The sequence below is a fragment of the Micromonospora salmantinae genome (assembly GCF_022230905.1).
GTDB classification, from domain to species: Bacteria; Actinomycetota; Actinomycetes; order Mycobacteriales; family Micromonosporaceae; genus Micromonospora; species Micromonospora salmantinae.
Genome location: NZ_JAKKFG010000045.1, coordinates 675,465 through 690,898 on the forward strand (window position 1 = coordinate 675,465; position 15,434 = coordinate 690,898).

The 15,434-nt window shown below is 67.7% G+C and carries 12 protein-coding genes; 10 read left to right on the forward strand and 2 right to left on the reverse strand.

The window, feature by feature from the left end:
* Position 1: 1 nt before the first annotated feature.
* Positions 2-1,729 (reverse strand): alkaline phosphatase D family protein, encoded by a 1,728-nt coding sequence (locus PSH03_RS32125; RefSeq protein ID WP_210784385.1) that lies wholly within the window; start codon positions 1,727-1,729, stop codon positions 2-4.
* A gap of 116 nt (positions 1,730-1,845) precedes the next feature.
* Between PSH03_RS32125 and ftsY the strand changes: the two genes are divergently transcribed.
* The 10 genes from ftsY (at position 1,846) to PSH03_RS32170 (ending at position 15,010) form a co-directional block, all read left to right on the forward strand.
* A complete protein-coding gene (ftsY, locus tag PSH03_RS32130; RefSeq protein WP_112603473.1) occupies positions 1,846-3,027 on the forward strand; it encodes a signal recognition particle-docking protein FtsY in 1,182 nt (393 codons plus the stop codon).
* Between the two features lie 6 nt (positions 3,028-3,033).
* Positions 3,034-3,897, forward strand: coding sequence for a phosphotransferase (locus tag PSH03_RS32135; protein ID WP_181518597.1), 864 nt, complete (start codon positions 3,034-3,036; stop codon positions 3,895-3,897).
* A gap of 275 nt (positions 3,898-4,172) precedes the next feature.
* Complete coding sequence (locus PSH03_RS32140; RefSeq protein WP_210784384.1) at positions 4,173-5,585, forward strand: ammonium transporter; 1,413 nt, start codon at positions 4,173-4,175, stop codon at positions 5,583-5,585.
* Between the two features lie 25 nt (positions 5,586-5,610).
* Positions 5,611-5,949, forward strand: coding sequence for a P-II family nitrogen regulator (locus tag PSH03_RS32145; protein WP_172862163.1), 339 nt, complete (start codon positions 5,611-5,613; stop codon positions 5,947-5,949).
* A gap of 17 nt (positions 5,950-5,966) precedes the next feature.
* The gene (locus PSH03_RS32150) at positions 5,967-8,243 is read left to right on the forward strand and encodes a [protein-PII] uridylyltransferase (protein ID WP_238691301.1); all 2,277 of its coding nucleotides are present in this window, start codon (positions 5,967-5,969) and stop codon (positions 8,241-8,243) included.
* 593 nt (positions 8,244-8,836) lie between these two features.
* The gene (locus tag PSH03_RS32155) at positions 8,837-11,689 is read left to right on the forward strand and encodes an AfsR/SARP family transcriptional regulator (RefSeq protein WP_238691302.1); all 2,853 of its coding nucleotides are present in this window, start codon (positions 8,837-8,839) and stop codon (positions 11,687-11,689) included.
* Positions 11,686-12,789, forward strand: coding sequence for a hypothetical protein (locus tag PSH03_RS32160; RefSeq protein WP_238691303.1), 1,104 nt, complete (start codon positions 11,686-11,688; stop codon positions 12,787-12,789). The genes PSH03_RS32155 and PSH03_RS32160 overlap by 4 nt, the downstream gene beginning before the upstream one ends.
* Positions 12,789-13,739 carry a LipP1 family hormone-sensitive lipase gene (gene lipP1 / locus PSH03_RS32165; RefSeq protein WP_210784380.1) on the forward strand — a complete coding sequence of 317 codons (951 nt, stop codon included), beginning with the start codon at positions 12,789-12,791 and terminating at the stop codon, positions 13,737-13,739. The genes PSH03_RS32160 and lipP1 overlap by 1 nt, the downstream gene beginning before the upstream one ends.
* Complete coding sequence (locus PSH03_RS33140) at positions 13,714-14,328, forward strand: histidine phosphatase family protein (RefSeq protein ID WP_357515739.1); 615 nt, start codon at positions 13,714-13,716, stop codon at positions 14,326-14,328. Before lipP1 ends, PSH03_RS33140 begins: the two co-directional genes overlap by 26 nt.
* Positions 14,329-14,362: 34 nt before the next feature.
* On the forward strand, positions 14,363-15,010 hold the full coding sequence (locus PSH03_RS32170) for an acyltransferase (RefSeq protein WP_238691304.1): 648 nt from the start codon (positions 14,363-14,365) through the stop codon (positions 15,008-15,010).
* 51 nt (positions 15,011-15,061) lie between these two features.
* Here PSH03_RS32170 and PSH03_RS32175 read toward each other — a convergent pair whose 3' ends face one another.
* On the reverse strand, positions 15,062-15,208 hold the full coding sequence (locus tag PSH03_RS32175) for a hypothetical protein (RefSeq protein WP_210784378.1): 147 nt from the start codon (positions 15,206-15,208) through the stop codon (positions 15,062-15,064).
* Positions 15,209-15,434 lie beyond the last annotated feature (226 nt).

Here is a 15,434-nt window from a genome sequence, read left to right on the forward strand (position 1 = left end):
ACTACGGCGCGGCCGGCTCGCCGTCGCCGGAGAGTCGACGCCGCATCACCGGGCGTAGATGCCCGTCCTTGGTGGTGCCCTCGATGACCACGTCGGCCCCGCGCCCGTGATGGGTAAGGGTGGCGACGGCGTTGCCGAAGTACGGGCCGGCCAGCTTGCGCCAGCGCACCCCCGGCCGGCGTACGCCCGCCGAACGGGCCAGCGCCCGGGTGGCCCCGGCCGGACCGGGCGACCAGCCCAGCCGCATCAACGGACGGATGCCCGCCGGGACCTGGTTGTGGATCGGCGAACAGGTGAGCTGGTGCACCGGAGTGACCACCGCCGGATCCGCGAACCGGGCCCGCGCCACGTACGAGTGGTGCACGTCACCGGAGAGCACGCTGATCGACGCCGGTGGGGCGTACGCCGGGCCGGCCCCGATCCGCGCGCCGGACTGTCGCGGCGTGCCGGTGCCGATGCGGGCGAACGTCTCCGCGAGCGCCTCGAAGGACCGCCGGAACGCCGCCCAGTGCTCCAGGTCCAGGGCGCGGCGCAGCTTCTCCGCCCCGCGCGCCACCCACGGTCGGCGTGAGTCCGCCAGTTTCTCGTTCCACGCCTCGATGTGGTGGATGCCCTGCGGCAGCAGCCAGGGCAGCGAGGCGCCCACCACCAGGTGGTCGTAGACCCCGTGCGCCTGGTCCAGGAACCAGGCCCACTCGCCGGGCGGCAGCATCGCCCGGCTGTTGGGCTCGAGCACCCGGCTGCACCGGTTGTCCAGCATGACCAGCCGGGTCCGGCCCAGGTCCAGTACGTAGCTCCACTGATACTGCACCGCGCGCCAGCGCTCGGTGTCGTGCGCCAGGTCGGACTCCTGGTCGACCCGGTGGCCGAACTCGCGCAGCACGCTGGTGGCGTCCTCGGCGGCGGCGACCTTCGCGAAGACCGGATCGGCGACGATCTCGTCGGGGGAGAGGTTGCCCAGGTGCTGGTAGACCCAGTAGGAGGCGAGCCCGCTGCCGATCCGCTCCTGCCACCACGGCTGCTCGCGCACCTCGGCCCGCCACGCCGCCGAGGTGTTCCAGTCGTCGATGATCTCGTGATCGTCGAAGATCATCACGCTGGGCACCGTGGAGAGCAGCCAGCGGATCTCCGGATCACGCCAGGACTCCAGGTAGAGCTTGGTGTACTCGTCGAAGCTCACCACCTGGTCGGCCGGAGCGCCCTTCGGTCGCCGCCGCCGTCGCCGCAGCAGCCGGCGCACGGTCGGCGAGGTGACGTCGGCGTAGACCTGGTCACCGAGCAGCACCAGCAGGTCGGGCAGCGGGTTCGACTCCGGGTCGGCCATCAACCGCCGGGCGTACGCGTCCAACGCGTCAGGTGGCAGCTTGCGGGTGGTGGCGTGCTGGGTGGTCTCGCGACACGAGCCGAAGATCAGATTGACCGGCTGGTCCCGATCGTCGGCGGCCCGGGTGCGGATCACGCTCGGCGGGAACCCGCTGCTCGGCACCGGCCAGACGATCTCGTCGTCGACCAGCACCTCGTAGGTGGTCTCGCTGTCCGGGGCAAGACCCTCCACCACCACGAGGGCGTAGTGGTGGTCGTACGCCGAGAAGGTGGGCGCGGTGCCGGTGGCGCCGCTGCCGGTGCGGACGGTGACCACGGCGGGTGCCGCCGTCTCCACCCAGATCGTCGCCCGGGTGTCCACCACTCGCCGCAGAAGTGGGCCGATGAGGAGGTGTGCGGCGGGCATGCGGCCGAGCCTACCGCCGGTCCCCGGCACCGGCCGGGCGCGGTGGCTGAGACTCCGGGCACGGCTCGGGGTGCGGTGGCTGGGACGCCGCCGCCGCCATCTGACAGGATTCCGGCATGGCCGAATATCTCGTCCTCGCTCTGGTCCTGCTCGGTGTGCTGATCGCCGGCACGGTCGGGCTGGTCGTGCCGCGATTGCGGCGGCGGCCTGAGCCCCCGCTGCCACGCACCGAGGTCGACACCAGGGCTGAGGAGGATCTCGCCGGCCCGCCGGTCGAGGCACCGGAGTCCGATCTGTCCACCGGCGTCCTGGTCGAGCCGCCGCCGGTGCTCGAACCGCAGGTCGAGGTCCCCGAGCCGACCGCCGGGCGGCTGGTCCGGCTCCGCTCGCGGCTGTCCCGCTCACAGAACGTGTTCGGCAAGAGCCTGCTCGGCCTGCTCGCCCGTGACCACCTCGACGAGGACGTCTGGGAGGAGATCGAGGACAGCCTGATCACCGCCGACGTCGGCGTCGACGCCACCCGCGACATCGTCGACCGGCTCCGCGAGCGCACCCGGGTGCTCGGCACCCGCTCGGCATCCGAGCTGCGGGCACTGCTCGCCGCCGAGCTGGTCAACGCGCTCGACCCGAGCCTGGACCGCTCCTTGCGGACCGCCCCCAAGGACGGCGTGCCGGCGGTCGTCCTGGTCGTCGGCGTCAACGGCGCCGGCAAGACCACCACCTGCGGCAAGATCGCCCGGGTGCTGGTGGCCGACGGTCGCAGCGTGCTGCTCGGCGCGGCGGACACCTTCCGGGCCGCCGCGGCCGACCAACTGGAGACCTGGGGTTCGCGCGTCGGAGCGGAGACCGTGCGGGGGCCCGAGGCCGCCGACCCGGCCAGCGTCGCGTTCGACGCCGTCAAGCGCGGCATCGACACCGGCGTGGACACAGTTCTCATCGACACCGCCGGCCGCCTGCAGAACAAGGTCGGCCTGATGGACGAGCTGGGCAAGGTCAAGCGCGTGGTGGAGAAGCAGGGCCCGATCGACGAGACACTGCTCATCCTGGACGCCACCACCGGGCAGAACGGCCTGGAGCAGGCCCGGGTCTTCACCGAGGTGGTCAACGTGACAGGGGTGGTGCTGACCAAGCTCGACGGCACCGCCAAGGGCGGCATCGTGATCGCCGTGCAGCGCAAGCTCGGCATCCCCGTGAAGCTGGTCGGCCTCGGCGAAGGCAAGGACGACCTGGCCCCGTTCGACCCGGCGCAGTTCGTCGACGCGTTGCTGGGGACCGAGGCCACCGGCCGGGACGCGTAGTCTCGGGTGACCACTGACGATCGCGCGTACGCGGGCTGGCGCGACCCCGGCCATCCTTCGCAGCGCCTCGGGAGGCCGTACGTGACCTCGCAGGAGATCCCGCTGCACGGCGGCAACGTGAGCACCGTTGTCCGCGTGGGTGACACGGTTCGGCGCAACGCCGGGCCGTGGACCCCGTCCGTGCACGCGCTGCTGCGCCACCTTGAGTACGTGGGGTTCACCGGCGCTCCGCGGGCGCTCGGGATGGACGAGCGCAACCGTGAGGTGCTGTCGTACCTGGAGGGGGAGTGCGGAGAATATCCGCTCGCCCCGCACTGGGTGACCGACGAGGCCCTGGTCACCGTCGCCACCATGCTGCGCATGTTCCACGACGCGCAGTACGGCTTCACTCCTCCGCAGGCGGCGGTCTGGCGCTCGTTCGGGCCCCCACCACCGGACACCGAGGTGATCTGCCACCACGACGCCGCGCCGCACAACGTGATCTGGCGTCCGGACGGCACCCTCGGGCTGATCGACTTCGACCTCGCCTCACCCGGAGCACGGATCTACGACGTGGCGTACGCGGCCTGGACCTGGGTGCCGATCTTCGCGGACCGGGACTCGATCACGCTGGGCTGGAAGCACCCGGACCGGCCCCGCCGCCTCCGGCTCTTCGCCGACGCGTACGGGCTGATCCCCCGGGACCGGCACCGGCTGATCCGGACCATCCGCAAACGGATCGTGGACCACGTCGAGGGGATCCGGCGGATGGCCGCCGCCGGCGAGCCGGCGTTCGTCCGGATCGTGCACAAGGGCCATCTGCGTCGACCGATGCGCGATCTGCGGCTGCTCGACTACGAGCGGCACACCCTGGAGAACGCCCTCCGCTGAGCGCCGGTCGGGCGATGCTCGGGCGGGCCCGTCAAGCGCACCGGTCGATGGCGTTGACCGGTCAGCCATCGACGATCGCCGTCCGGCCGATCCACAGTCGTCCATGCTGATGACTGTGCGGAGTTCGTGACACGTCCGAAACAACCCGTCACGAAACGGAAACCCGCACGGGACCCAAAGTGAAACAGCCGGCCGCGAAGCTTCCGCGCAACCGGCCTACGGGCGACGCTGCCCCGGAAAGCCGCGAAGGAGGACTTCACCTTTAGGAGGCCAGCGTGCCTGAAGCACCGACGATCGACGGCGCCAATACCACGTGGCTGCTGGTTTCGACCGCGCTCGTGCTGCTCATGACCCCCGGACTGGCGCTGTTCTACGGCGGCCTCAACCGGGCCAAGGGCGTACTCAACATGATGATGATGAGCTTCTCGGCTATCGGGCTCATCTCTATTCTGTGGTGGTTCTACGGATTCAGCGTCGCCTTCGGGACCGACGTGAACGGCTTCTGGGGCGACCCGGGCGCGTACCTCGGCACCAAGACCTTCCTCGCCGAAACCGACCTGTGGGGTGCCACGGCGGAGAACCCCAGCGGCATCGGCGTCCCGCTCTACGTGTTCATGGCCTTCCAGATGGTCTTCGCGGTGATCACCGTCGCGCTGATCAGCGGTGCCATCGCCGACCGGGCCAAGTTCGCCGGCTGGCTGCTGTTCGCCTTCGGCTGGGCCACCCTGGTCTACTTCCCGGTCGCCCACTGGGTGTGGGGCGGCGGCATCATCGGCGGCGACATCCACGCACTGGACTTCGCCGGTGGCACCGCGGTGCACATCAACGCCGGTGCGGCGGCCCTGGCCGTGGTCCTGGTCCTCGGTAAGCGGCTCGGTTGGCCGCGTGAGGGCATGAAGCCGCACAACATCCCGCTTGTCGCGCTCGGTGCCGGACTGCTGTGGTTCGGCTGGTTCGGGTTCAACGCCGGCTCCGAGCTGACCGTCGACTCGGTCGCCGGCCTCGCCTTCATCAACACCCAGCTCGCCACGGCGGCGGCGGTGCTCGGCTGGATCGCTGTCGAGTGGGTCAAGACCCGGAAGCCGACGATGGTCGGTGCCTCGTCCGGTGCTATCGCCGGCCTGGTCGCCATCACCCCGGCCTGTGGCTTCATCGCACCGTGGGCGTCCGTCCTGCTCGGCATCGTCGCCGGCGCGGTGTGTGCGCTCGCCGTCAGCCTCAAGTACAAGCTCGGCTACGACGACTCGCTCGACGTGGTCGGCGTGCACTTCGTCGGTGGTTGGATCGGGTCGCTCTGGCTCGGCCTCTTCGCCACCAACTCGGTCAACGCCGCGATCACCGACGTGGTGGGCGCCTCCGACGGCCTCTTCTACGGCGGCGGCGCGACCCAGCTCGGGCGGCAGGCCCTCGCCGGCCTGATCGTCACCGCCTGGTCGTTCGGCATCGCCTGGGTGCTCGCCTTCGTCATCGAGAAGACGATCGGCTTCCGCGTCACTGGCGAGGCGGAGGTCGAGGGCATCGACATCGCCGAGCACGCCGAGAGCAGCTACGACCTGTCCCCGGCCGGCGGCGGCACGGGCAGCGCGTTCGCGATGGCCGGCATCGGCACCCCCGGTGGCGGCGCGACGAGTGGTGCCAAGCCGGAGGCGGAGCCCGCCGAGCCGGTCAGCGAAAAGGTCGCCGGTTAACGTTCCTGGGATGGAGGGGTTGGACATGAAGCTGGTGACCGCAGTCATCAAGCCGTACCAGCTGGACGCGGTGAAGGAGGCCCTGCACGCCCTCGGGGTGGCCGGGCTGACCGTCAGCGAGGTTCAGGGGTACGGGCGGCAGAAGGGGCACACCGAGGTCTACCGGGGTGCCGAGTACACGGTCGAGTTCCTGCCCAAGATCAGGGTCGAGGTGCTCACCGACGAGATCGACGTCGACAAGGTGGTGGACGCCATCGTCGGAGCGGCCCGCACGGGCAAGATCGGTGACGGCAAGGTCTGGGTCACCGGTGTCGAAGAGGTCGTCCGGGTACGTACCGGCGAACGCGGCCTCGACGCACTCTGACCTCGGCCTCGACTGACATGACCTCGTTGATCAAGAAGAACGCGTCAGGACCCGCCGACGACGGCGACGCGAACCTCTTGATCAACGAGGTCGTCGGCGTTCCCGGGGGGATCGGGGAAGCGGCCCGGCGGGGGCGGGCTGCCGCGTACGACTCGTTCTTGCGGGGGTTGCTGCCTGCGCGGGACGGGGTGGCGCTGCTGGCCGTCGGGGGCTTGGGTCGGCGGCAGTGTGCTCCGTACAGCGACCTCGACCTGGTGCTGCTGCACGCCGGGGTGCCCGGCACTGACGAGTTGGCCGCCTCGGTCTGGTACCCGATCTGGGACGCGGGCCTGCGGCTCGACCATTCGGTACGCACCGTCGCCGAGGCGCTCTCGGTGGCCCAGGACGACGTCAAGGTCGCCCTCGGGCTGCTCGACGCCCGGCTGGTCGTGGGGGACCAGGCGCTGGCCGACGGGCTGATCCGCACCGCCGCCGATCACTGGCGGCGTACCGCCGTCCGGCACCTGCCCGGCCTGCGGGAGGTCACCGAAGCCCGTTGGCAGGCCCACGGCGAGCTGGCGTTCCTGCTGGAGGGTGACCTCAAGGAGGCCGCCGGTGGTCTGCGTGACGTGGGGCTGCTGGGGGCGATCGCCGCCGCCGGCATCACCGACGCGCTGCGCCCTGCCGTACGCGCCGCCCACCTGCGCCTGTTGGACACCCGCGACGCGCTGCACCAGCAGGTCGGCCGACGGGTCGACCGGCTGGTCGCCCAGGAGCGCGACGGAGTGGCCACCCTGCTCAATCTGGAAGACGGCGACGCGTTGCTGCGTCGGGTCGCCGGTGACGCCCGCACGGTCAGCCACGCCCTGGACGACGCCTTCCGGGCCGCCGACCGGCTGCGCTCGGGCCGCTCCCGCGGCGGCAACGGCCGCCCGGCCCGCCGCCCGGTCGCCCGCGACGTCGTCGAACACGACGGCGAGTTGGTGCTCGCCCGCACGGCGATCGGGGCACGCCCCGACCCGAGCCTCTCGCTGCGGGTGGCCGCCGCGTCGGCCACGACCCGAATCCCCATCGCGCGGGCCACCTGCGAGTGGCTGGCGGCGTACTGCCCGCCCCTTCCGGCCCCCTGGCCGGCCGAGGCCCGGGCCGCGCTGATCACCCTGCTCGGCGCCGGTGCCGGCCTGGTGCCGGCCTGGGAGACCTGCGACCGGTACGGGCTCGTCGACGGCTGGCTGCCCGAGTGGACCCGGCTGCGCAGCCTGCCCCAGCACAACCCGGTGCACCGCTTCACCCTCGACCGGCACCTCGTGCAGACCGCGCACGAGGCCAGCCGGCACGCCCGCGAGGTGGAGCGCCCCGACCTGCTGCTCCTCGGCGCTCTCCTGCACGACATCGGCAAGGGCCTCCCCGGTGACCACAGCACCGTCGGTGTGCCGGTTGCCCAGGCGGTGGCCACCAGGGTCGGCCTGCCCACCGCAGAGGTCGAGCTGATCGGCAAGCTGGTCCGGTTGCACCTGCTGCTGCCCGACGTGGCCACCCGCCGGGACCTGAGCGACCCGGTCACCATCGCCTCGGTGGCCGAGGCGGTCGGCGATACCGGCACCCTCGACGTGCTGCACGCGTTGGTCCGCGCCGACGCGGCGGCAACCGGGCCGGCGGCCTGGTCGGACTGGAAGGGCCGGCTCGTCGCCGAGCTGGTGGCCCGGGTTCGCACCGCGCTGGACACCGGCGTACTCCCCGAGCCACCCGCACCGGACCCGGAGCTGCTGGCCGGTCCACTGCCGGTCGTCCACCTGACCGGCGACCGGGTGTCGGTCGCGGCGGCCGACCGGCGGGGTCTGCTCGCCACGGTGGCCGGCTGCCTGGCGCTGCACCGGCTGGAGGTGATCTCCGCGGACGCCTCCGCCGTCGACGGCCGGGCCCTGGTCGAGTGCCGGGTGCAGCCTCGCTACGGCCTCCCGCCGGACCCGGTCCCGCTCCGCGCCGACCTGCGCCGGGCGGTCGCCGGCGACGTGTCGGTCACCCAACGGCTGCGCGGCCGTGCGCTCGCCAGCCGTGGCGGTGGCGCGGCTCCACGAGTGGTCTGGCACCGCGAGGCGGCCACCGACGCCGTACTGCTGGAACTGCGCGCCGCCGACGCCGCCGGGCTGCTCTACCGGGTCGCCTGCGCGCTCGACGAGGCCGGCGCCCTGGTTCGCGCGGCCCGCATCTCCACCCTCGGCGCCGACGTGGTCGACGCCTTCTATCTGGTGGGCGGTTGGCCGGACGACGCGACCCGAGCCCGACTGGAGGCTGCGGTCCTGGCCGCCGTCTGATCTCGCCTCATGCTCCGCAGCTCCCAGTGCCGCAGGCGTCAACCCCGCTTCAGCCGCAGCCAATCGTTTCCAGGCCGCGAGCAGCCACCGGTGCGCGGCTGCCAAGCGAACGTCCGCAATCCGACTGAAGCCGATGCTGATCAGTCGTCTATAGGAGCATCAACGCAAACTCGGCCGTCAACACGAGGTATGTCCCGGTGACTGTCTGTCCTGGCTGGGCGAAGTGCCCGGCAGGGTGCCTCAGCGAGCCTCTGCCGGCCCACGTGGGCGCCATCGGCGCTGGCCAGGTCGCCTGGCTGGTCATCAGCACGAACGAAGAGTTGAACGAGTCGTCCACCGGCAATCTGAGTAATAGACCTGTGTCGAATCACGCACCATGCTGGTGCGCTCGACGCGTGTCTCTGTTTCAACGGCGGAGCCGACCCTCAAGAATCTAGCCGTCGTCTCCTCTGAGGCGCCTTCCCGAAGGGCACGTCAGCCAGATGTCAGCAGAAGCTCAGCGTGGGGCGTTAAGAACATCGGCAAGCACCGAGCCATCAGCGGCAGGGCAGCCAGGGGTCGCAAGACCTGGGGAGGGCCGGATCCAACCCGAGGTGCTCATCTCGGTGCTCGGTCCCGTGGAGGTACACGTCAGCTCGGACAAGGTGGTCCACCTGACCGGCAAGGCCGCAGCCGTGACGGCGGCCCTTGCGTTGGCCGCGCCTCGTCCTTTGGAGAAGGGGCTCCTTCTCGCATTGGCCTGGGGGGAGCGCCTTACTGATGTCAACGTCGTTGAGTCGACGGTCCGAACGATCCGTAAGAAGGTGGAGCTGAGTCCGGGCCAGGGAATTGTTACGCAGGGGGCGAGGTACCGGCTCGATGCGCCGACAGATCTTGCGCAGTTCAACGCGCGCGACAAGCAGGGCGACATGTGGGTCAACGAGGGCCAGGTTGAAGAGGCTGCCGAGGAGTACGCCGCAGCCCTTCGACTGTGGCGCGCCAAGTTCCCGAAAGAGCTGTATGAGTCCGAGGACCTGAGGCCGTACGTCGACGCGTTCGAGCACACGAGGAGGGGGGTCCAGCTGAAGCACCTGCGGGCGCTTCTGGACACCGACCGCTTTGGTGAGCTGCTCGGTCATGCCGAGCAGTTGCTCGCCGAGGATCCCTTCTGGGAGGAGGCCTTGGAGGTGAGGATTGAGGCGCTGTACCACCAACAGGGTGCACGAACCGCCGGCGAGGCATGCCGTGGCGCGATCGAAATGCTCCGTAATGAGGGCATAGAGCCTTCGGCGCATCTCCAGGAGCTCCATCGCCTCGTCCTCAACAACGAGTGGTTGAGGTCTCCCCAGCGCGTGGAGCGGCGTCGCATCGCGGGCAAGCCGACGACGGGGGAAATTCCTCGGCAGGCGAGGTCAGCTCTCAGCGCTGAGCTGGAGGTGGTGGCTGAGCCTGAGGAGGTGGCCGGACCGAACACGCTCGACGCCGCGGCGTACAACTCCCTCCGGCCGGATAGCGTCGCCTTCACTGACAACTTGCCTCCCGCGACCTACTCGCACTTCATTATGCGGCACGGACTGTGGAAGCAGATCGCGGAAGCCACCGCGCAACGACTGCCGATCATCGCGTTGATCGGGATCGGCGGCACCGGAAAGTCGTCACTCGCTCGTGAATTCGCGGCAGCACAACGGTTCGCCCAGGAGTCGACGTTCGTTGCGGTGGTCTGGGTCTCTGACCGGGAACGGCCGGGCACCACGACTCTGGGCAGAGTGCTGGATCTCATCGCGTACGTCACCGACCATCGTGGAATCGCGGGCCTCGAGCCGCAGCTCAAGGTTTTCGAGGTGACTCGGATGCTGCGGAACATCCGGACGCTCGTCGTCATCGACAACTATGAAACGATCGAGGACCAGGATCTCGCCAGCTGGCTGCGAACCGTCCCGGAGCCGAGCAAAGTGATCATAACGACGATCGCTCGGCCAAAGAATCTCGGATCCTATTGCGAAGACATTGAGGTGCGCGGCCTCACTGCCGTCGAAGCAGCAACGTTCTACACAGAAGCGGTGCGCCGACTCGGTTTGACGGACATGGCTGAGGATGCTGGAGCGCGAGACACGCTCGTGTCGGCGGCGAACAGCAATCCCCGCCTGATCGAGTGGGCGCTGGGGCAGGTGAAGCGCCGTGGACGCAGCGTGCAGAGTTTGGTCGAGCAGATCTCGGGTCTTGACGACGTCGACCACGTGGGGGAGCGGCGACGCGTTGACGTCGTCCTGCAAGATCTGCTTCGCGGCAGTTGGTCCTCCATGTCCGAGTCCGCTCGGCTGGTACTCGCCACCGCAACCTGTTTCCCGTACGGAGTCGATGCGGACACCATCGATGAGATATGTGCTAGGCCGCCCAATTTCGAGGACGCGCTTGAGGAGTTGTGTGACCTCTATTTCCTGTCACGCCTCACCTATCCGGGCCGCAGCGGTTCGTGGTATCGGGTTGAGCCGCTGGCGGCCAGCCGGTCCGATCCCGAGGGTATGTTTCAGCAGGTCCGCGTCGCCTGGCTCGACTGGTGCGAGCGCTTCACGGAGCGGATTGGATTCTGCCCGGGCGAGATCGAGCGGCTGGCTCTGCTAGATACCCCCGGAATGCGCCTGAACATCGAATATGCACTTGCCTGGGCGATGCACCACGGTCGCTTCGACAGTGTGATCGCCATTGCCAGGAACGTTCGCTATTACTACTACGTTCGGGGGTTCTGGTCGAGTAGTCCGAACGTGCATCTGCTTCGGGCGGAGGCGGCCCGTCACGCGAATGACGCGGAGGCAGAGTTTGACGCTCTGGTGTACCAACTCAACATCGCGTCCAAGCAGGAGAATGCCGCTGCCGTTGAGCAGGCGATGCCTCGGTTGCAGGAACTGCTCGCTCAGGCCGAACGGTTCGACGTGAGGGTGTTGGCCGAATATCGGCACGCGTACTCGCTGTACCTGCTCGCAGAGGGGCGGTTGCAAGAGGCGGAAAGCGGCTGGCGGGCGAACTTGCAGGAGTCGGACGTCCTTGGGCCGGAAAATCACAATGCGAACGTGCGTTGGCTGGCGGTCTGTCTGGCCCGGCAGGGCTCGCACCGGTACGACGAGGCGATGGAGTTGTTCGAATGGGCCAGGGAGCACGCCCGGGAGAAGTCCTATCAGCGGGCAGAGATCCTGATAGATCTGCAGATAGCCGAGCTGCGTCTGAATGATGCCGCAACGAAGAATGACCTCGATAGCGTCAGAGCGAGCCTGGACCGGCTGAGGTGGACGGTGGAGAAAGTTTCGGACCGGCGGTACGAGGCTGACCTTCACCGACTCTGTGGACAGTGCGCGCGCCTCCTGGGGGACACTGCGACGGCCACGGCCGAGTTTTCCCTGGCCGCCGACCTTTATGAGCGCCTCGGACTTGGGCGACGCGCCATCACTCTTCGCGCGGAGGTGGACGCATGAGGTCGCTCGGCCCTCTGGACAGCACCCAGCTGCAGTTGCTGCCCGAACTGAAGCGGACCGAGGAGTTGCTGGGCTGGGCATCGAGTGAGGCCTCGGGCCGTTCGTGCGATGCGGAAATCGTGACGATGCCCGATCTGGGTGTGCCCCATAATGTGCGACGTATTCACGGGGGCTTTCTGACTGGCGCGCTCTACCGCTGGGAGTCCTCGGTTCCGTTCGTGCCGGTCGACACCACCGTCAACCTGTGTGGCGTGAGCATGTTTCGCACGAATGCGGAGTTCGCTGACCGGCAAAGCTTCGCCAACGCCGTCGAACGTGCCAAGGCAATTGTTGAACGTGATTCAAGTTTTAGTTGGAACTTTGACACGGGAAACCATTTCGTCATCCTGGCGGAGGTGCGAGAGGATGGTGCGCTGCCGCGCGGCAGATACCTTGTTCTGCATGCTTCCGCAGCCGAGTTCAAGAAACAGTACAACGGGCTGTACCCTGCGCCGGGAAACTGGTACTCGGACAACATCCGTACTTTTCAGGCGAAGGACGGGCGATACCTGCGATACATCTCTGGCAAATCAGCCGAGAACTTCGGGCGAATCGTCAACATGCTCGAAAGCTACCAGCGGCAGCGACAGCGCATGTGTGCGGAGCTCGTCGTCGGCGGAGCAGGGCTCGGCGAAGAGATACTTTCCGTCCTTCACTACGGCATGCCCGACTCCAACAGCGTGGCGATCGGTTGTCAGTGGTTGCCAGCGATCCAGCCCATCTATCTCCTGCTGACGCGTCCATCCGAGCCAATTTACCTCATTGAGGCATCGAGCGGGGGCGACAATGAGGTCGCTACGCAGCATGGGGCACGGATGCTGACCCCGCATGGTCTCGGCGTGGAAGCCACCGCGCCACTGTCAATTCAGCGAGGTAGGGCCCACCTTGAGATAGCCGGTCGTCGGTACCCCCTCTCGGCCTCTCTTGCGGGTCAGCCATTTTTGTCCATCCGGCAGTTCAACGAAGACCTGACGCTACGCAATGTTCTGCGCGATTGTCCGGGCAGGGTCATCGCGAAGTTGGAGCAAGTGTTCTCGCACCACCGAACAGGAGACATGTGATGGCCGAACTGGATCCGCAGGCCCAAGCCCTGGTTGCTGCCGCCGCATCGAGCGGTCTACCTCCCGTCTACACGCTACCCCCGCAGGAAGCGAGGGAAAGGATGCGGTCCGCCTTCATCAATGGTGAGCCGGAGCCGATCAAACAGATAGTCGATCTGGTGATCCCAGGCCCTCTGGGTGGTCTGCCGGTTCGCGTCTACCGCCCCGACGACCGCGATGACATTCCGGTGGTGCTGTTCTTTCACGGTGGCGGGTGGACGGTCAACGACTTGGACACCCACGATCGGCTCTGTTCCCTCCTCAGCAGGGGCGCCGGAGCCGTCGTCATCTCCGTAGACCACCGTCGCTCGCCGGAGCACAAGTACCCGGCGCCGGTTGAGGACGCCTACGCGGCATTACTCTGGGTCGTTTCCAATTCTGATGAGCTAGGTGTGGATGTAGGAGCGTTGGCAGTCGCGGGGGACAGTTCGGGTGGCACAATTGCGACGGTGCTCGCGATGTTGTCGCGGGATCGTCGTGGACCTGCGATCGCCTGCCAGTTGCTGATGTATCCGGTGACGGATTATCCCGACCCGCTACCTCCCTCGTACATCGAGCGTGGCACCGGCTACTCGCTCAATCACGATTTCATGGACTGGTCCTGGCGGAACTACCTGCCGGCCGAGTGGTCCCGCGACGACGTGTACCTGTGCCCGCTCCGCGGAAACTTGGCCGGCCTGCCGAGAACCTTGCTGCTGACTGCTGAATTTGACCCCTTGCGAGACGAAGGCGCCGCCTACGGTGCGCGCCTTGCCACGTCGGGCGTCAGTGTGGATCACTGGCATTTGGAGGATCAAATGCACGGTTTCGCCATGCAGACTCGCGCTATCACTCGTGCGGCGGCGGTGGTTGGCGAGGCTTCCAGATGGCTGGGTAGAGCACTTGATGGCGCCAAGGCGAAGGTGGTCTGAGGTGGCTGAGTCACGGCAACTCGTATTCTTGAGGCACGCCCCCACGATCAGTAACCATAAACAGGTCTACATGGGCAGTCTGGACGTACCCGCATCGCCGGAAGGGCTACAGCTCGCTGCGGCCAGTGCCGAAGACTGGGATTCGTTCAATTTTACGGTGTGTTACTGCTCGCCTCTGTCCCGGGCCAGTGCGACGGCCGAGATGCTATTTCCGCAGCTGATCCCGGTCCCCGATGTGCGACTGTCGGAGCGCCACCTAGGTGAGTGGCAAGGGATGCCAAAGGGTGAGGTCCGGAGCCGATTCCCGCAGGCTTTCCTCGCGAGTGGTCACCTTGATCCCGGTTTCACACCGCCCGGGGGTGAGAGCCTGGAGGCCTTCTCGGCTCGCATCGAGGGATTCCTTGCCGATGCAGGTTCGCGGGGCGAGCCCGAGGTCCCCGCCGTGGTTTGTCACAATGGCTGGATACGGACCGCGCTTCACCTGATCGGCCAGATTCCCCTGCACGAGATCTACGCTGCCGACGTCGAGTTCCTAGTTCCCACGGTTGTAGACATTGTCAGCCCTCGTGGGGCAGGGGCGACGCGGTGAGCTGGGTGCTTCAAGGGCGGCGTGTGCGGCCGTAATGCGAAAGGAAATTCTGCTCTTCGAGGCGGCGTGGGGGCGTGGGGGTCAGCCGTTCTACGTCCTTCATGAGCTCGTCAATCGAATCCGGTTCCTCTGCCTGCGTGTCCTGACGCGCCGGATGCAGGCCGGATCGCACACGTGGCAGATCATCCAGGCGAAACTAGCCAGGACGTCGTCGGTCGGATCGGACCTGCAGATGCGATCGTGGTTCTATGCCAAGACACTCGGGGCCTGCCAAGGGGACCTGTGCGTGTTTCCGGACGTCACAATCTATTATCCGGCGAACGTGTTGGTGGGTCACAATGTCTTCATTAATCGAGGTGTGTTCATCACCGCGCCCACTACGGTCACTATTGGCAGCGCCGTGCTGATCGGTCCCTACTGCGTGATTAACAGCGGTAACCACCGGTACGCGAGGCCTGACGTTCGGATCCGAAATCAGGGCCATGATCTGGCTCCGATCTCGATCGGCGACGACGTGTGGCTGGGTGCGCACTGCTGTGTCTTGGCGGGGGTGAATATTGGCGCTGGCGCGGTCGTCGGTGCGGGGGCCGTCGTGACCCGGGATGTCGAACCGTTCACAGTGGTGGCCGGCGTCCCGGCGCGAGTGATCGGGAGGCGATCGTCAACGGTGCCAGAACAATAGAGTGGGCGCCGACTGGCCAAGCCGGCGCCCACTGGTCAGTTGGCTCCTCGGCTACCCGAAGATCCGGGAGAGAAGGAACCAGTCAAACATGATGACGGTGATGAGCATCGAGGCGCGAAACGCCTTCGGCCAGCTCTGCAGCGCCTGGGTCAGCACCCGCGCGGTGGTCGTGGACGGGGTGCCCGAATTGTTGGCCATTGGTGTCACCTCCTCTCCTTTGCTCGAGGCCGTAATCAACGTCCACAGTGTTGCGGGCAGCGCTGACGTCGGACCTGCTCGTCGATGGTGCCCCTCTGACGTCTGACTGATCGGCTCGCTGACGTCGGTGGCCACAGGGCAGGACGCTGACCACACGCTGACCGTCCCGGAGCGTGGCAGGCAGGAGTGGTGCTGGGCGGTGAACTGGCCGCGGCGGGTACGTACG